The 17,592-nt window shown below is 68.7% G+C and carries 13 protein-coding genes and 1 pseudogene; 8 read left to right on the top strand and 6 right to left on the bottom strand.

The window, feature by feature from the left end:
* Nucleotides 1–10: 10 nt before the first annotated feature.
* Nucleotides 11–955: a recombinase family protein gene (locus AC0VY3_RS37250; protein ID WP_475551940.1), complete on the bottom strand. Its 945-nt coding sequence runs from the start codon at nucleotides 953–955 to the stop codon at nucleotides 11–13.
* Between the two features lie 262 nt (nucleotides 956–1,217).
* Here AC0VY3_RS37250 and AC0VY3_RS37245 point away from each other — a divergent pair, with 262 nt between their 5' ends.
* The 3 genes from AC0VY3_RS37245 (at nucleotide 1,218) to AC0VY3_RS37235 (ending at nucleotide 3,288) form a co-directional block, all read left to right on the top strand.
* Complete coding sequence (locus tag AC0VY3_RS37245; protein ID WP_475551939.1) at nucleotides 1,218–1,463, top strand: hypothetical protein; 246 nt, start codon at nucleotides 1,218–1,220, stop codon at nucleotides 1,461–1,463.
* Nucleotides 1,450–1,926 (top strand): Clp protease N-terminal domain-containing protein, encoded by a 477-nt coding sequence (locus AC0VY3_RS37240; RefSeq protein ID WP_475551938.1) that lies wholly within the window; start codon nucleotides 1,450–1,452, stop codon nucleotides 1,924–1,926. Before AC0VY3_RS37245 ends, AC0VY3_RS37240 begins: the two co-directional genes overlap by 14 nt.
* A 201-nt stretch (nucleotides 1,927–2,127) precedes the next feature.
* Entirely contained in the window at nucleotides 2,128–3,288 is a 1,161-nt protein-coding gene (locus AC0VY3_RS37235) for a serine hydrolase domain-containing protein (RefSeq protein WP_475551937.1), read from the top strand.
* Nucleotides 3,289–3,326: 38 nt separating this feature from the next.
* Here AC0VY3_RS37235 and AC0VY3_RS37230 read toward each other — a convergent pair.
* Together AC0VY3_RS37230 and AC0VY3_RS37225 are read right to left on the bottom strand one after the other, a co-directional pair.
* Nucleotides 3,327–3,574, bottom strand: a pseudogene (locus AC0VY3_RS37230) (hypothetical protein); the annotation flags it as partial.
* Nucleotides 3,575–3,588: 14 nt separating this feature from the next.
* Entirely contained in the window at nucleotides 3,589–6,627 is a 3,039-nt protein-coding gene (locus AC0VY3_RS37225; RefSeq protein ID WP_475551936.1) for a Tn3 family transposase, read from the bottom strand.
* 224 nt (nucleotides 6,628–6,851) lie between these two features.
* Here AC0VY3_RS37225 and AC0VY3_RS37220 point away from each other — a divergent pair, with 224 nt between their 5' ends.
* Nucleotides 6,852–7,193 carry a hypothetical protein gene (locus AC0VY3_RS37220; protein WP_475551935.1) on the top strand — a complete coding sequence of 114 codons (342 nt, stop codon included), beginning with the start codon at nucleotides 6,852–6,854 and terminating at the stop codon, nucleotides 7,191–7,193.
* Nucleotides 7,194–7,377: 184 nt separating this feature from the next.
* Here AC0VY3_RS37220 and AC0VY3_RS37215 read toward each other — a convergent pair whose 3' ends face one another.
* Both AC0VY3_RS37215 and AC0VY3_RS37210 read right to left on the bottom strand, forming a co-directional pair.
* A complete protein-coding gene (locus AC0VY3_RS37215) occupies nucleotides 7,378–7,650 on the bottom strand; it encodes a hypothetical protein (RefSeq protein WP_475551934.1) in 273 nt (90 codons plus the stop codon).
* A gap of 234 nt (nucleotides 7,651–7,884) precedes the next feature.
* Nucleotides 7,885–8,421: a hypothetical protein gene (locus AC0VY3_RS37210; RefSeq protein ID WP_475551933.1), complete on the bottom strand. Its 537-nt coding sequence runs from the start codon at nucleotides 8,419–8,421 to the stop codon at nucleotides 7,885–7,887.
* 711 nt (nucleotides 8,422–9,132) lie between these two features.
* Between AC0VY3_RS37210 and AC0VY3_RS37205 the strand changes: the two genes are divergently transcribed.
* Complete coding sequence (locus tag AC0VY3_RS37205) at nucleotides 9,133–9,924, top strand: IS5 family transposase (protein ID WP_475551932.1); 792 nt, start codon at nucleotides 9,133–9,135, stop codon at nucleotides 9,922–9,924.
* Here AC0VY3_RS37205 and AC0VY3_RS37200 read toward each other — a convergent pair.
* Nucleotides 9,881–10,429 carry a hypothetical protein gene (locus AC0VY3_RS37200; protein WP_475551931.1) on the bottom strand — a complete coding sequence of 183 codons (549 nt, stop codon included), beginning with the start codon at nucleotides 10,427–10,429 and terminating at the stop codon, nucleotides 9,881–9,883. The genes AC0VY3_RS37205 and AC0VY3_RS37200 overlap by 44 nt on opposite strands.
* A 474-nt stretch (nucleotides 10,430–10,903) precedes the next feature.
* On the opposite strand from AC0VY3_RS37200, the gene ltrA reads away from it, so the two are divergent.
* The 3 genes from ltrA (at nucleotide 10,904) to AC0VY3_RS37185 (ending at nucleotide 17,592) form a co-directional block, all read left to right on the top strand.
* Complete coding sequence (gene ltrA, locus AC0VY3_RS37195) at nucleotides 10,904–12,664, top strand: group II intron reverse transcriptase/maturase (RefSeq protein WP_475551930.1); 1,761 nt, start codon at nucleotides 10,904–10,906, stop codon at nucleotides 12,662–12,664.
* A gap of 438 nt (nucleotides 12,665–13,102) precedes the next feature.
* Nucleotides 13,103–16,576, top strand: coding sequence for a DNA polymerase III subunit alpha (locus AC0VY3_RS37190; RefSeq protein ID WP_475551929.1), 3,474 nt, complete (start codon nucleotides 13,103–13,105; stop codon nucleotides 16,574–16,576).
* On the top strand, nucleotides 16,573–17,592 hold the full coding sequence (locus AC0VY3_RS37185) for a DNA polymerase Y family protein (RefSeq protein ID WP_475551928.1): 1,020 nt from the start codon (nucleotides 16,573–16,575) through the stop codon (nucleotides 17,590–17,592). Before AC0VY3_RS37190 ends, AC0VY3_RS37185 begins: the two co-directional genes overlap by 4 nt.

The raw sequence follows: 17,592 nt of genomic DNA, 5'->3' as shown, positions 1-17,592 counted from the left end.
CCGTTACCCGTCATGTAGCGGAGCGTGACTGACTTCCGAGGTCCGCAGCGGGGGCATGCAGGTTGACGCGGTTCTCGTACTCGCGGCGGGCCTTGCGCTGGGCCGGGACCGCCGCGGTGCCGTCGAGGGCTTGGCAGAGGCCGAGGAGTCGGCGGTGGATCGCGGGCACGGCCTTGATGCGCAGGGTGTAGCCCTGGCCGCGCCGTACGGTCACGCCCTGGTCGAGCGTGGCGCGCTCGGCGGGCTCCAGTTCGGCGGCGCGGAGGAAGTCGGCGACCTTGCCCGGCATGTCGAGGACGACCGGCAGTTCAGGGGCCGGGGTGCCCGGGTCGGCGGCCGTGTGCTCGGGCAGGAGGTCGGCGACGGCGGTTCGGATAGCGCCGCGGCTGACGTCGTGGTCGCGGGCGAGGGCCGCGATGGACCGGCCTTCCAGGTACGCGGTGCGCACAGCGTCAGTCTTCGCGGTCGGGACGGCGGGGCGGCGCCCGCCCTTGTTGCCCTTGGCCTCAGCCGCCCTCAGTCCGTCGTACGTCAGCTCCCGCTGGAGGTCGCGTTGGAGTTCGCCGGCGGCGGCGAGGGTCTGCACCATGAACTTCACCGTGGACAGCAGCTCGCCGGTGCGCGGATGGCGGGCGGTGAGGTCCATCGCGGAGAACGCGCCGTCGTGGATTCGCAGGGCGAGCCGGTCACGGTGCAGGACGTCGAGCACGTCGAGGATGTGCCCGGTGCCGCGCACGAGGCGGAACATCTCGGAGATGTGCACGGTGTCGCCCGGCCGCGCGTAGACGAGCAGTTCGCCGAACTTCGGTCGCTCAAGCGGGTGGAGGCGGCTGGAGGTACCGGCCTGTTCCTCGAAGGCGACTGGGTCCTCGATCCCGGCCTCGCCCAGGACGAGGTTCTGACGGTCGGTCGACTGCTGGTCGGTCGACACCCGCTTGTAGACCAGGTTGGCCATGCCGCTCCCCGTTGTGGTGGTCGCATTCGACCCTAGCTGTCAGCAAACCCTGTCATCAGCCATCATCGGATCTGATTGGATCCGCGCCGTCATCGGGCCCCGGAAAGTCAGGGTTCATTGGACGCCCGCCGCACCTGTCGTCATTCGTTCGTTTGGCGACAGAGCGGCGCGTGATCACGAGCCTCCGATGGATCACCGCACCCTGCCCCAGTTATTAGCAACGTGGGTTGACTATCTCCGTTAGTCAACTACAGTTGCTTGCATGTCCGTCGGCAGGAATTCCCTTCCTCAAGAGCCCGCTGACGCCCTGGCGGCTGTCATGGCGCTGCGACGCCTTGCCGATCAACTGGAGGACGCTGCTGTCGAGCAGGCCATGCGGGCGGGCTGGAGTTGGCCGCAGGTCTCCGAGGCGCTCGGTGTCACCCGCCAGGCCGTCCACAAGAAGCACGCCAAGCGGCTCATCGCCGCCGGAGTCAAGCTGAGGAGGCGCGGCGATGAGCGCGTTTGACAAGTACCTGCAGGCGGTCATCGTGCGGGCGATGCACGAAGCCCACGAGGACGGGTCGGCGACGATCGACGCGCACCATCTCCTGCTGTCGCTCGCCGCCGATCAGGGGACTACCGCACAGCAGGTCCTGGCCTCGGCGGGGCTCGATCACGCTGCTGTCCGCGATGCACTGGATCGAGAGTTCGAGCACAGCCTGAACATGGTTGGAGTTTCTCCGGCCGCCTATGACCTTCCCAGGCCGAGCCTCGTTTCCCAGCAGCCCAAGATGGGTGCATCCGTCAGACTCGCACTGGATCGGAGCTTCGCCTCCGCCCGCAAGAAGGACCTGCGGTCAGGGCATTTGCTGCTCGGGATCCTGCAGGCTCAAGTCGGCACCGTGCCCCGTGCTCTCGCCTTGGCAGGTATCGATCAGGCCGAGCTGGCGGACCGCGTACGGCAGACGCTCAACAGCCAGGATCAGTGACCACTGGAAACAACCTGACATGGCCAATTCACCCCGCGGCCGTGCCCTTGCCGGGATGCGCAGTAGGTCCTGTAGGCGTGCATGATGGACCGCTCGCTGTGCTGGGCGCTAAGCCCCTGGTGAGAGCCGGTGTGTCAGTGAATCACGCTGTGGAGATGGGCCGACGGTCACTTACGGGTCACACACGACAAGGAGGATTACATGCATCGACACACCGCTCATATAGACAGCGGCCGACCGGGCGCCGAACCGGTCAAAACAGGGGGCGCGAAATCTGAGTCCGCGCCGGCCTCAGGGGCCGCGGGCTACGAGGCGATTCAGCGCTTACTTCAGCAAGCCGTGACTCACGGCGGCCTTCCCGGCATTCTTGCTGAGGTTTACGACGGCGACCGGCAGTGGTTCGGGACCGCAGGAGTGGCCGACACCCGAACCGGCCGCAAGCGTTCACAGCAGGACCGGTTCCGCATCGGCAGCATCAGCAAGACGTTCGTGGCCACCGTCGTGATGCAGCTGGCGGCGGAAGGCAGACTGAGTCTGGATGACACCGCGGAACAGTGGCTGCCCGGCGTGGTCCATGGCCATCACCACGACGGTGCCAGGGTGAACATCAGGATGCTGCTCAACCACACCAGCGGGATCTTCAACTACACCGACGACCAGGAAGCACTGAACCGTTACGAGACACACCCGCCCGAGTCACTGGTGCAGATCGCCATGTCCCATCCACCCACCTTCACACCGGGTTCGGGCTGGGCATACTCCAACACCAACTACGTCCTCGCAGGCGTGATGATCGAACGGGCCACCGGCCGCGCGCTCGCCGAGGAGATCACGGAGCGGATCTCCCGCCCACTCGGCCTGGCTGGCACGTACCTGCCGCATGGCAGCGACCCGACGATCCATGGGCCACACTCCCGGCACTACACGAAGCTGTTCCAGGCCGACCCCGGCGCGCCGGTCCACGACGCGACCGAGTTCGATTCATCCATGTTCTGGGCTGCCGGCGGCATGATCTCCACCGCCGGGGACCTCAACCGGTTCTTCGGCGCCCTGCTGGGGGGCCGGATACTGCCACCGGACCAACAACGCGACATGTTCACCACCGTGCCCACCCGCGACTGGATTTCCAACGCCGCCTATGGCCTCGGCGTTTCCTCAGTGAGACTGCCCTGCGGGGAAACGGTCTGGGGCATGGGGGGTGCGCTCTTCGGATCATGGTCCTACGCCTACGGCGCTCGCGATGGCGAACAGATGGTCACCACCAACGTCAACGGCGACTGGAGCAAGGGCAGTTGGGACGACCCCATCGGAATCTTCACCGATCTCCTTCAAGCGAAGTTCTGCCGCCGAAGCGATACCTGAACACCGGTCACGGGTCGGGCCTGGTCAGCTCCTGATACTCACTCCTGCCCGCCGTCGTCGTCCTCGTCCAGCTCCGGCGCACTCGGGTCGCGCAGCGGGCGCGCACGCCGCCGTCGACCGAGGTGGAAGCGCGGAAGCTGTAGCGGCCGAGTACGTTGAGGTCCGCGTGCTTGAGCGGGGAGAAGCGGGCAACGTTCTCGTCCAGGACGTCGTGCTTACGCTCCTCGACCGGCAGCGCCCGCAACTCCCCGACGGCGGCATTCAGCACCAGCCCGAGCGCTCCGAGGTGGCGCTGCGCCATCACCCCGAGACCGCGGCCGGTTCATCGGCAGGGGCGCGCGGGCCCGGCATGGTCCGGGCGGTCAGATCCAGGTCGAGGCGCCGGTTCATGTCCAGCTCGAACCGTCCGTAGGGATTCACGTGCGTCCAGAACAGCGGCGACAGCGCCCGCCGGTCCGCGTCGGTGAGAGTGTCGGCCCACTTCGGATCGGCGAGGACCTGCTGCATCAGCAACGTGTTGACGTGGACCAGGGCGGACTGGAGCAGGTGCAGCGCCAGCATGCTGACCTCCTGGGATTCCTTGTCCGCGCCGGCCAGGTCGCCGTCCTTGCCGTAGAAGAGGTCCTTGTTCGCGGAGTTCCAGTTCTCCACGACCTGGAGCCCTTCGTGGATCTCCTGGCGCATCTCGACGTCGGCGAGGTAGTCGCACACGAACGCAGTGCGCACTGCCCGCCCGAGTTCCTCGATCGCCTGGTAGGTGGGGTGCTTGGGGCCGCCGCGGGTGAACCGGCGCAGGACCTGCTCGGCTTCGGCGGTGCCCAGGCGCAGGGCGGTGGTGTACTTCACGATCTGGTCGTACTGCTGGGCGATCAGGTCCCAGTTGATCGTCTTGGTGGACAGCACCGGCGCGAGGTTCGGCCACTTCTCGTCCTGACCGGCCGCCGGCCGGTACAGCTTTGCGGAGCCGATGTTTTTCAGCCTCGGCATCAGCTTGAAGTCGAGCATGTGGGCGAAGGCGAAGCCGACGATGGACGCCCCGTGGGTGTCGGTGTACTGCCGGTCCACGTCCATGTCGGTGCAGTGCCGCAGCACGCCCTCGATCATCGAGGCGACCTCGGAGGCCGAACAGGACTTCAGCTGGGAGTAGATGCAGACCGATTTCCGTTCCACGTGCCAGTAGATCATCACCCCGGGACCGCGGTAGCGCTGGTGCCACTCGGTCATCAGGTTCGAGGACCAGGCCCCGAACTTGCGGCTGTCGGAGGCGCACGCCGTGCCGGTGCCCCACCACATTTCGTCCCGGGCGGCGAAGGTAGCGTTCACCAGCTTGCGCACGGCCGCGCGCATGTTGGCGCGGTTGACGAACAGGTGCCGTACCCGCCGCAGGGTCGCCTCGGACTCGCCGTGCTTGCCGGTCACCGCGACCCGCTTGATGCCCATGTTGGTGCCCAGCCCGAACAGGACCAGCAGCAGGCGGCGCCGCAGTACGTCCTTGGACAGGTTCTCGCGGGTGGCCACCGAGGTGAACTCGGCGATGAAGTCCGTGTCGAACTCCGCGTACTTCAGGATGTCCAGCAGGTCGATGGTGCCCCAGCGCCGTTCGATCTCGCCCTTGACCGCCACCAGGTTCTCCGGCTCCTCCTGCTTGCCGCGCGGGGAAACCCGAATCCACGGCTCACCGTGCTTCTTCACGATGGCCACCCCGCCAGACGTGCCCTCCGCCAGGGCGCTCTCGAAACGGTCCAGCGAGGTGCGGAGCCTGTCTTGCAAGGCGGTGATGAACTCGCCGGAGTCCTGCGGCTGGCCCAGCGCGGCGTAGTGCACATCCCGGTTGTCCTCGAAGTCGGCGGGCAGGTCGTCCTCCGGGTTACGCCACCGGTTCGCCCCCACCACCCAGATCTCCCGCCGGCGCACCGCATCCCGCAGAGCAACCAGCACGCACAGCTCGTACGGGATGCGCTCGACCCGCCCCTTGTCATCCACCACCGCCGCCCGCCACTGCTCGGGCACCACCCCCGCCAGCGGCACCGTCTCCGCCTGATCGAAGAACGCCCCCTCCTTCAACGGCTGCTCCAGATACCGCTTGAGCAGGTCGATCGCGTCCATCACCGGCCGGTACGCAGTGTTGTTGCACTTCCATTCCAGCGCGCCCAGCAGCGGCGAGAGCATCCGCCGCCAGTGCGCCGAGTACGACGACCGCAGCACCGTACGGACCCGCGCTTTGTAGCGGGCCTCGTTCGCCGCGGCCTCCGCCGCCAGGGCCTTCAGCGTCTTCTCCCCACCGACCACGGGATAAATCACCCGCCGCACCGTGCCGGACGGCTCGGACAGCGCCGCCTCCGCGACCCGCAGCAGCATGCCCTCCTTGCCCCGGATCTTCTTCAGCTCGGCGGTCAGCTCCTTGTCGACCTTCCGCTCCGCCCGGGTGTTGATCTTCAGCACAAGCTGGATGAACAGGTCCACCAGCGAGTCGGTGATCTCCGTCTGCCGCACATGACACAGCGCGGCCAGCAGCGTCAGGCGCCGCGGCGGCTTCATCCGCTCCAGATTCGCCGGGTACTCCTTCGACGCCCGCGCCCGCCACGCATCCACCAGCTTCTCCGACACGTCCGCGAACAAGTCCGCAGGCAGCTCCAGCCACCGCACCCGCTGGAGCTTGTTCACCTCCGCCAGCAGGCTTTCCAGCCCCGGCGCCCCCGGATCGGTTTTCAACTCGGCAAAGTGCGACCGTCCGCCGCCCGCCACCGAGTCCTCACCGGCCGCGCCCTCGCCCGTCTCGCCCCCGCTGCCGACGACCAGGTCCTCCAGCCGGGAGCGCGTCGCGTGCGAGATCCGCTCTAACCTGCTGCGGCAGAACTGGGCCTCGAAGTCCGTGACCGCCCGGCCCACTAGCCGCTGCACCTTCGCCGGGGCCGGCGGCTCGATGTGGTCATTGCGGCATCGGGCCACCACCGCCGCCATCAGACGCTCGCGCGAGAGCTCCACCGGGCACAGTTCCGCGGCCAGCCACTCCGCCAGCCGCTCCTGGTCCTCCTCGGTGCCCGCCCGGAATCCGAAAGCCGTACGGATCTCCGTGCGGTGCCGGGTGATTGCCCGGCCCTGCCAGTCGTACGCGGCCCACTCCTCGGCCGGCACCTTCACCTGCTGGGCCACGTACGCCACCGCGGGCGCCGGAACTTCTCCCGCATTCTCAGGGAACCGCGCCTCGACCTCGAAGAACTTCAGCAGCAGGGCGAAGCCCAGCCGATTCGCCCCGGTCTTGTTCCGCAGCCGCACAACTTCGTCCTCAAGAAGCGTCCAGACCTCGATCAGGTCCTCTGGCTCCCACTCCTGCCGCACCGGTGCCTCCGCGCCTCAACCAACTTGGATCTCCATATCGTGGCGATCACCGGTCTCAACTGGACGCGAAGCGCTGAACCGCACCCCAGGGCCATCACGTTCTGCTACATGACGGGTAACGGCAGCTTCACGAGTACAGGGCCAAGAAGACGGATGGCGGCTACCTGAGTACGAGCACCATCAGCTACGTGATGTCGGAGCCGCGGCTGCCGGACTCTCATACGATGCAACGACTGGTCGCCGTGCTGGTGGAATTCGCCCCCACCGGCACTATGGAGCTGGACAAGACCACCATGCGCTTCATCGGCCTGTGGCAGGCGGCAGCGAAGGCACAGGACAATCCGCCGCCCAGCCCCCGTGTCCAGGAACTGATGGAGACGGGTAACGCCTACCTTCGTCTCGCTGGGCAGTACCAGAGGGCGGAGCGTATGGCCGGCCGGGTGTTCTCACAGACCACCATCGCCAACGAGTGGGCGTACGTCGCCGAGCTCAGTGCTCCGCTCCTCGGCGACGGGCACGCGGTCACGGTCGAGGCCCGCGAACGCGCCGGTGCCGACTCGGGCTGATCCGTGGCTGTCGCGGCGGATCAGCGCGTGGCATCGCCTCGGGCCAGCGGGCTGGCGGGTTCGGGCGATGGCCGCGGTGAACCTCACGTCGACTGGAGCATGATCGTTCTCAGCGCCAACGGCTGTACCGATGTTCCCCAAGGCCGTATTGATGGACGCGGGCTATGCGCTGGTGCTGCAAGACTCAGCGTCGAAAGTCCTGACGAACCGAGCCCAACTTCACGTACTGGCCTGGACCACGGAACTCAAGTACGTAGATACGCCCGCCAGCCTGGTTCGGGCTCTTACCTATCACCGCCGTGCTGACGACGTCCTTGCTGAGTTGGTTCACCGCCTCCGGGAAAGGCCATGCCATCCCTTCCCGGAGAGTCGGTGTGAGCGCCTGCTTGCGCTTGACCAAGTCTTCCCGCATCCGCTTGCGCTCGAATGCGAGCCAGTCGCCAGTGCCTGTGGACATGCGAGGAGTATCGCGTCGACCACTGACACCGCCGGGTCCGGGTCGCTCGGACTTCCCGTCATTCCTCCCGGTCGGGGTGCCGGTATGAACGCTGTCACCAGCCGCTGAGGCCATCGACGAAGCAACCCTCGCCGCGTAGGCAGACACCTCCACCGCCATGCTCCAGCGCATGGGGAAGTAGATCAGCGGAGACGGTGGTGTCCTTCGACCGGCCCGCGCGCTGGTTGCGTCGGTTCACGCATCCGGCAGAACCAGGAAGACTTCGGAGAACGTGAGGCCGTGCCGGTCGGTCACCAGCCCGCACGGGCAACCGAGGGTCACCAGATGCCAGTCGCAGGCCACCGCCCAAGGGCCGTCCGCACTCGCGCACCCGAGGCAGCGGAAGGTGGTGGCCGCCCACACACCCTGGGCGGGTCGCTCATAGTGCCGGAACCGGCCCGAGTACTGGAACGTCCAGGGAACCGCTGCGGGGATGTGTGGAGCGGTTCCGGACGGATTCGGGGCCGCCAGTGCGGCGAACAGTGCGATCAAGCCGGGCAGAAGGGCTTCGCCCGCCTCGGTCGGCAGAACCGGCGAGCCGTTCGCTGTGCCGTGGGGAGTCGGGTAGCGCGGAGCCGCGCCCGCGGCTGGTGGGTTCGGGGCGGCGTACCAGGGGAGGAGGGCGCGAGCGACCGCGGCCAGAAGCGCGCAGGACGGTGGACTGACCGCGCCGGCGTCGAGGTGGTGAACTGCGCTGCGCCAGATCCGTTGGAGCCGCCGGTCTCGGTCCACGGCTCGCGCTCGTGCGCTGCCAGCCCCGCGTGCGGGAAGTGGAGCAGTCAGACGGGCCAGGACCTTGGCCATCGCGTCGGCGTCCTCCGCAGCTGGGCACCATTCCCCGGCAGTCAGCAACTGTCGGACTCGGTGTGCGACACGAAGTCGCTCCAAGTAAGTAAGGACAGCCACGTGAAGGAGGTATCGATCGGCTGAACTTCGGGCCAGTGTCCACGGCCCGTCCCCGCGCTCCCATGCGTCGCTGGTAACGGCGGGGTGTGAAGCGGAGCGTTCAAGCCCAAGAGCGCCCTGGCCATCGGGGTGCCACAGGTGAGGGGAAGGCTGGACGGGCGAACGAAAGTGAACCCCTGATGATGCCCCGTGACGATACGACCGTGCCGATGGCGTGCTGGCGGCGGTCACAGGACCCGGTGCTGGAAGGCACCAAGCGACCTTCGGGTAAGTAGCTGTTGTCGTTCCGATCGTGAGGGGTGGGCGTCGAACGGGAGTCTCGTTCGGGTGACCGTGGCTGGCTGCGGGCATGAAGGCAGGGCCTCTTGGTAGCTCGGGGTTGCGAAGCCGACCGAGATCCAGGAGACCCTGTTGCCGCAGTTGTACGTGCTCGTGCCGGTGGAGTTCAACTCGGCTGCTCTGTCGTGTGATTGCGTCGCTCACCGGTTCGGGAATGCGGCCGATCATCCGGAGCGTGTTCGGCGGTATCCCTCGGACATGACGGACGCGGAGTGGGTCGTGGTCCGGCCGCTGCTGCCGGTGCCGGGCTGGATGCGGGGCCGGGGCGGGCAGCCGGAGGCGTACTGCCACCGGGCGATACTGGATGCGATCCGCTATCTGGTGGACAACGGGATCAAGTGGCGGGCGATGCCGGCTGACTTCCCGCCGTGGGACCGGGTCTATGCGTTCTTCCGCCGTTGGCGCGACCACGTGCTGGTCAGGGAGTTCCACGACCGGCTGCGCGGCCGGGTCCGCGGGGAGTCGGGGCGGGATGCGGAACCGACGGCCGGCGTGATCGACTCGCAGTCCGTCAAGGCGGACGCCGTCGTCGGCGCCGACAGCCGCGGGTTCGACGGCGGCAAGCTGATCAACGGCCGCAAACGGCACGTGGTGGTCGACACCCTCGGCCTGCTGCTGGGCGTGATGGTCACCGCTGCGGACATCGGCGACCGCGCTGCCGCGAAGGTGCTGCTCGAGCGGGTGACCGACGCTCACCACCGGCTGGAACTCGTCTGGGCCGACGGCGGCTACACCGGCAGCCTCGTCGAGCACTGCCTGGCCGCGCTCGCGTTGGTCCTGGCCATCGTCAAGCGGAGCGACGACATGCGCGGCTTCGTGGTGCTGCCCAAGCGGTGGATCGTTGAGCGGCTCTTCGCCCACCTGATGCGAAGCCGCCGTCTGGTGCGTGACTTCGAGCGATCCACCAGCAGCGCCGAGGCGATGATCTACTGGTCGATGACCATGATCATGACCCGCCGCCTGGCCCGCTCACGTTTCGCGCGAGGGTGAACCGGCCCGGTGCCGGCTCGGCCAGCCAGCCCCGCGAGACCAGGCGTTTCGCCTTCGACCGCAGCCCCTCCACCTTGGCCGGCACCACGTCCATGCCGAACGCGGTGGCCATCTCCTGACAGGTCAGCGGCCCTTGACCGAGACGGATCCGGTCATCGATCGCGGCCAGGATGCGCTGGTAGTCCACCGACAGTGCCGTTTGGGTCAGCCCTTCGCGCCACATCGGAACCTGTGACCTCGCCTTCACCACCAGAGGCGCAGACGCCTCCACCTCGGCTCCCGTCACAACACCCTCTGGCACGTCGGTGGCGACCACGCCGGCTGAGTCACTGCCCGGCGCGGACAGCACCGCACCGACACGCTCGCGGGCGATCGTCCACTCCGACCACTCCCGCTCGGCCATCGCGAGCTCGGCCTGGATGCGGTCCGCTTGCTCACGCAGCCCGTCCACACGACGACGAGCGGCAAGCTCGTGCTGTTCCAGCAGTCCGACAACCGACGGCATCCACGACCTCCACGAGAGCGACGAAACGACACCCCATCACTCCCACACCGACGCCGCCCCTACCCCTGACCAGCGAAAACACAGTCGTCAGACTCGGAAAGACAACAGCGTCTAACCGAGCCCGGAGGGAGGACACCGCTGGTCTTGGGGTAGAGGGGGCGCCCACCCCAGCCGCGTCTTACTGGTGCGGAACGTGGAAACCCCGACGGGGTCCAAGCCCAGGCTTGGTAGGCCGACCGCAAGGAAGGCTGAAGTCCCCAGCGGGAGAAGGAAGATCCAAGAAGCGAATGCCGGCGGGCCGAAAGGCCAGAGGAAACCGGGAGATCGGGACCTTCACCCGCTCTCGCATAACTCACCGGATAAGGGCCCCGGTGGCCCGGCCCGAAAGGGCGCCCACGTGGATCAGGTGAGCCTTTGAAGTCACCACTGCAAGGAAGCCGGAACCGAGGGACAAGTTAGACACCGGAGGCGAACATGAAGATCACGGCACCTGTCGTGACGTCCTCGCCTGCGGTGAACGGACCCGAGGACGACTTACTCGACTGGCACGGCATCGACTGGGCCACCTGCGAGGCGAACGTACGGCGGCTGAGGCAGAGGATCTTCAAGGCGACGCAGGACGGGGACCTCAAGAAGGTCCGCAACTTGCAGAAGCTCATGCTGCGAAGCCGCAGCAACACGCTGATCAGCGTGAAGCGGGTGACGCAGCAGAGCAGTGGTCGCATGACCGCTGGCATCGACGGGGAACGGGCCCTCACGCCGAAGGCGAGAGGCACCTTGGCGGCCGAGATCCATCGGTCGTCGATGCCCTGGAAGGCCAGGCCGGTCAAGCGAGTGTTCATCCCGAAGAGCAACGGGAAACTGCGACCGCTCGGTATTCCGGTCATCCGTGACCGGGTCCTCCAGGCCCGCGTGAAGAACGCGCTGGAGCCCGAGTGGGAAGCGCGGTTCGAGCCGAGGTCGTATGGCTTCCGGCCCGGCCGCAGCTGTCAGGACGCGATATCCGCGATCTTCTGGACGGTGAAGGGCAAGAACCCGAAGCGTCTGTGGGTCCTGGACGCGGACCTGTCGGCGGCGTTCGACCGCATCGACCACACCCACCTCATGACCATGCTCGGTCAGTTCCCCGCCAGGGATCTGATCGCGGGATGGCTGAAGGCGGGCGTGATCGACCGCGGCCGGTTCGCACCGACCGAGGAGGGAACTCCTCAAGGCGGTGTGATCAGCCCGCTGTTGCTGAACGTTGCTCTGCACGGATTGGAACAGGCCGCAGGGTGTCAATACACGGTGCGGGCCGGGCGCGAGCCCGGCGCGATGCCGGGCACTCCGGTGCTGGTGAGGTATGCCGATGACTTCGTCGTGCTCTGCCACGACGAAGAACAGGTGCACCAGGTCAGGGCCCGGCTGGAGGACTGGCTGGAGCCGAGGGGGCTTCGCTTCAACGAGGAGAAGACCCAGGTCGTCCACCTCGATAAGGGGTTCGACTTCCTCGGTTTCACCGTCCGCCGCACGGGCGGAAAGCTGATCATCAAGCCGAGCACAGCGGCTTGCGCGAGGCTCCGGGCGCGCTTACGGACCGAGGTGAAGACCCTGCACGGGTCCAATGCCGAGGCCGTGTTGCGCAGGCTGATCCCGATCGTTCGAGGTTGGGCGGCCTACTACCGGGCGGTGGCGTCCTCGACGACGTTCTCGTCGTTGGATCACTACATGTGGCGGCTGACCTTCAAATGGGCCAGGCGTCGTCACCGCAACAAGTCGAGTCACTGGGTCGCGGCCCGGTACTTCGGCAGGTTCCACCCGTCCCGGCGAGACCGGTGGGTGTTCGGCGACCGCGACAGCGGTGCCTTCCTCATCAAGTTCGCCTGGACCGGCATCGTCCGCCACCAGCTCGTCAAGGGCGGAGCGTCCCCGGACGATCCCGCTCTGACCGAGTACTGGCAGCATCGCCGCCGCAGGAAAGCGCCGCCGCCGATGGACAAGACGAGTCTTCTCCTGGCGGTCCGGCAGCAGGGGCTCTGTCCTCTCTGCCAGCAGGCGCTGATTGCCGGAGCCGAGTACGAACCGGACAGTCCACGCGAGTGGATCAACTGGTTCGCGGCCTCGAAGAAGATGCTCCACAAGCATCACTTCACCTACCGGCGAGACGGCGGCACGGACGAGCGGAACAACCTCCGCCTCGTGCACTCCGAATGCCACCGTCAGCATCACGCTGGTGACGGCAACCGGGCTACATAACCCTGCTGACCTGCGAAGCCCTCTGGGGCTTGCTTGAGCCGGATGCGGTGAAAGTCGCACGTCCGGTTCTGAGGGGGCCGGGGATCAGCAATGGTCTCCGGCTACCCGACCACACACGTGTGACTGAGCGCCCTATCTGGCGCGGCACGCCAACTTCAGTGCTCAACTCGCGACGCCCTGACCTGTGCATACGTCCGCCCCCCCTTGGGGAGGATCCTGCCGCTGCGCCGCCGGAACCCCCACTCAAGGCGCTGACCTGCAGAATGCTCAATCCGCCAGGTCGAGTACTCAACCGCCAGGTGGACCGCTCAGTCACAACACGTACATCGGATCCGGGCGTAGCCTTTCGCGCTGGCGTGTTCGAATATTTGTTCGGTACGGTGGAGTTTCAGCCAGTAGGTTGATGACGATTTGGGGGTTTTCTGGCGGAGGTGCGTGATGGGCGGAGGTGTCCAGCTGCATGTCGCGAGCGGGTACTCGGCCCGCTTCGGGGCCTCGCACCCGCAGGACCTGGTCGCTCGTGCCGCCGAGCGCGGCATCGGCACGCTCGCGCTGACCGACCGGGACACGGTGGCCGGATCTGTTCGCTTCGCGACGGCCGCCGTACGGGCTGGGGTCCGGCCGGTGTTCGGCGTCGACGTCGCCGTGGCCCCGTACACACCGGCTGCCGCCCCCGCGTCCCGCCGCCGTACCCCGGTACGGGGCGGGGCCCATGTCGTCGAGGCGGAGTACCGCGTCACGCTGCTCGCGCGGAACCGGGCGGGGTGGGCGCGGTTGTGCCGGATCGTGTCGGCCGCGCACGCCGCGCCGGTGGGCGGGGTGCCGGTGGTGTCGTGGCCGGTGCTGGAAGAGCATCTTGCGGGCGAGGACCTGGTGGTGATGCTGGGGCCGGTGTCCGAGCCGGTGCGGGCGCTGTCCGCGGGCCGGCCGGACGTGGCCGGGCGGCTGCTGGAGCCGTGGCGGGCGGTCGCCGGTGCGGGGCTGCGGCTGGAGGCGGTGTGGCTGGGGCGGCAGGGCACCGGCCCCGGCTCGCTGCGCCTGGCCGCCCGTACGCTCCAGCTCGGCGACGAGCAGCGGGTTCCGGTGGTCGTGTCGAACGCGGTCCGCTACGCCGATCCCGCTCAGCACCGGATCGCGGACGTTCTGGACGCCGCGCGTCTGCTGCGCCCGATCGACCGCCGGGTCCTGGACGGCGGGGAGCGCTGGCTCAAGGGCCCTGAGGACATGGCCGGGGTCGCCGGGCGGATCGCCGAGGCCGCCGGTGCCGGGCCGGAGCGGGCGGCCGCGCTGCTCGCCGAAACCGCGGCCGCCGCCGACAGCTGCCGCGTCGACCCGGTCGTTGACCTCGGGATGGGCCGTGCGCACTTCCCCGAGCCGGAGGCCGTCGGCGCCGGCCGGGAGCCGGGGGATCCGATGCGGCTGCTGCGGCAGCGGTGCGAGGCCGGGTTGACCGCCCGTGGTCTGGAGCGCGACGAGCGGGCGGTGGCGCAGCTGGAGTACGAGCTCGGCGTGATCGGCCGCCTCCGCTACGAGGGGTACTTCCTGGCGGTGGCGCAGGTCGTCGCGGACGTCCGGTCGATGGGCATCCGGGTCGCCGCGCGCGGCTCCGGTGCCGGGAGCATGGTCAACCACGCGCTGTTCGTCGCGACGGCAAACCCCTTGGAGCACCGGCTGCTGTTCGAGCGGTTCCTGTCCGAGCGGCGCACCAGCCTGCCCGACATCGACCTGGACGTGGAGTCCGCCCGGCGCCTGGAGGTCTACGACAAGATCTTCGAACGGTTCGGCCGCTCCCGGGTGGCGGTGACGGGGATGCCGGAGACCTACCGGGCCCGGCACGCACTGCGGGATACCGGGCTCGCCCTCGGGATGCCGCCGCAGCAGATCGCCGAGATCGCGAAGGCGTTCCCGCACATCCGGGCCCGCGACATCCGCTCCGCCCTGGCCGAGCTGCCCGAGCTGCGCGGCCTCGCCGCCCGGGCGGGCGAGTTCGGGGTGTTGTGGGAGTTGGCGGAAGGACTCGACGGACTCCCCCGCGGGTATGCGATGCACCCCTGCGGCGTCATCCTCTCCAACAGCTCGCTGCTGGACCGGGTGCCGGTGCAGCCGACGCCGGGCGGCTACCCGATGGTCCAGGCCGACAAGGAAGACGTCGAGCTGGGAGGGTACGGGCTATTGAAGCTGGACGTCCTCGGGGTGCGGATGCAGTCCGCGATGGCGCACGCCGTCGCCGAGATCCGCCGGACGACCGGCCGGCAGCTCGACCTCGACAGCCCCGACCACGTCGATCTCGCCGATGAGTCCACCTTCGAGCTGATTCGCAGCGGGCAGGTGCTGGGGTGCTTCCAGATCGAAAGCTCAGGTCAGCAAGATCTGATCGCGCGACTCCAGCCGAGGCACGTGCAAGACGTCATCGCCGACATCTCGCTCTTCCGCCCCGGGCCGGTCGCCGGGGGCATGCCCGCGAAGTTCATCGCCGCCCGTCACGGGATCGAGGAGCCTCGCTATCCGCATCCCGACCTTGTACCGATCATGGACGACACGTTCGGGGTGGTGATCTGGCACGAGCAGATCATGATGATCCTGGCCACGATGACCGGCTGCGACCGCGCCGCCGCGGACGTGGCCCGCCGCGCACTCGCCGACGCCGAGCGGCTGCCGAAGGTGGAGGTGTGGTTTCGCCGCTGCGCCGGCGAACGCGGCTACACCCCGGACGTGATCGACGAGGTCTGGGATACCGTCAAGGAATTCGGGGCGTACGGATTCTGCCGCGCGCACGCGGTCGCCTTCGCGATCCCGTCCGTCCAGTCGGCCTGGCTCAAGGCACACCACCCCGCCGCGTTCTTCGCAGGGCTGCTTGAACACGATCCCGGTATGTGGGCACCCCGCGTTCTGGTCCAGGACGCGAAGCAGATCGGCGTGCCGGTCCTCCCGGTCGACGTCAACGAATCCGACACCACGTACCGGGTCGTGGAGACCGAGCGGGGATGGGGTGTGCGGCTGTCGCTGTCCGGGGTGAAGGGCATCAGCGCCGACGAGGCCGCCCGGCTGGCCGCCGGACGCCCGTACTCCTCGCTCCAGGATCTGTGGCAGCGGGCCCGGCCTGCGCTGCCCACCGTCCAGCGCCTCATCCGGATCGGTGCGCTGGACACGCTGCGCGGCACCCTGAACCGCCGCGACCTCCTGCTCCAAGCCTCCGAGCTCCACCGGCACCAGCGCGGCCGCCGGGCTGGGGAAGGGCAGCTCCCGATCGGCGGCGAGCTGGTCACCACGACGCCGAGCGGGCTGCCGGAGATGACCGGCCGCGACACCCTGGACGCCGAGCTGGAGGTGCTGTCCATCGACGTGACTCACCATCTGATGGACCATCATCACCGGCTGCTGCGGGAGCTCGGCGCGACCGACGCCGCGCACCTGCGCGCCATGCACCCGGGACAGAAGGTGCTGGTCGCCGGGGTCCGCGCCTCCACCCAGACCCCGCCGATCCCATCCGGCAAGCGCGTCATCTTCGTGACCCTTGAAGACGGCAGCGGACTCGTTGACCTGGCGTTCTTCGAAGATTCGCACAAGCAGTGCGCGCATACCGTCTTCCACTCCGGGCTGCTGCTGGTGAGGGGCACGGTCACCGCCCGCGGGCCGCGTCGCACCGTCGTGGGCGAGCAGGCGTGGGACCTGGACCAGGTCGCCGCCGCCCGCCGGGACCACGGCCCCCAGGCCGCCCTTGACCTCCTCGGCACCACCACCCCGGCGCCCACCCCCGCCGGATCGAGCCCGGTATCGGGCAGTGAGGGGCGGACCCTGACCGACGGCACCGCAGGAGCCCGCCTCCACCCGTACGCGGACCTCCAGCCCGCCGGCACCCGTTCCGCCGACCTCCGCCGCCTCGGCCACCGCAGCCCCGGGAGCCCAGGATGACCACCACCGCCCGGCAGTTGCGGCATGTCGTCCACCTGCGGTTCGAACTGCCCGACCACGTCCGCCTGGAGGACCTGCGCCCGCTGCTGGAACAGGTCACCCCGCAGGTGCAGCTCCTCGCACCGGACAGCGCGGTCCTCGACGTCACCGGCGCCCTGCGCTTCTGGGACCGCGACGCGTCCGAGATCGCCCGCCTCATCCAGCTCCGGGCCGCCGCACACCACGGCGTCCAGGCCGCCGCGGCGACCGCGCCGTCCCGCATGGCCGCCACCATGGCCTGCGCCCTCACACCTCCCGGGCAGCTGCGCACCGTCGACCCCGCCGAGGTCGAGACGTTCCTGCGGCCCCGACCGATCCGGGAACTGCCCGGCATCGGCCCCAGCAACGCCCGGCTCCTGTCCCAGCACGGCGTCCACACCGTGGGCGGCCTCGCCGACCTCCCCGTCGCCACCGCCCAGCGCCTCCTCGGCGCGCGTACCGGACGCCTCCTCCACGACCGCGCCCACGGACGCGACCCACGGCCCGTGGTCACCGAGCCCGTCGCCCGCTCCACGACCGCCGAGCACCGCTTCGACCGCGACGAACTCAACCCGGGCCGGCACCGCCGGGCGCTCCTGCACCTGGCCGGACAGCTCGGCACCCGCATGCGGACCGACGCCCAGACCGCCGCCGGTCTCACGATCACCGTCCGGTACGCCGACGGATCAACGACCACCCGCACCCGCACCCTGGCCGAGGCCACCCACCACACCACGCTCCTGGCCCGCTGCGCGTACGACCTCTACGACACGCTCGGCCTCCAGCGCGCCCGCGTCCGCAGCATCGCGCTACGGGCGGAACACCTTCGCCCCGCAGAACACGCCACCCGCCAACTGACCTTCGACCACACCCTCGACAAGGCCCTGCTCATCGAGGCCGTCCAGGACCGCGCCCGCCAACGCTACGGAACCGACGTGATCAAACCGGCGGCCCTCGCAGACGGGGCGGGCCAGCACGACCGGGCACGCTCAGCGTGA

It is taken from the genome of Streptomyces sp. iso_384 (assembly GCF_056172905.1).
This window is presented reverse-complemented; position numbering and strand designations above follow the sequence as displayed.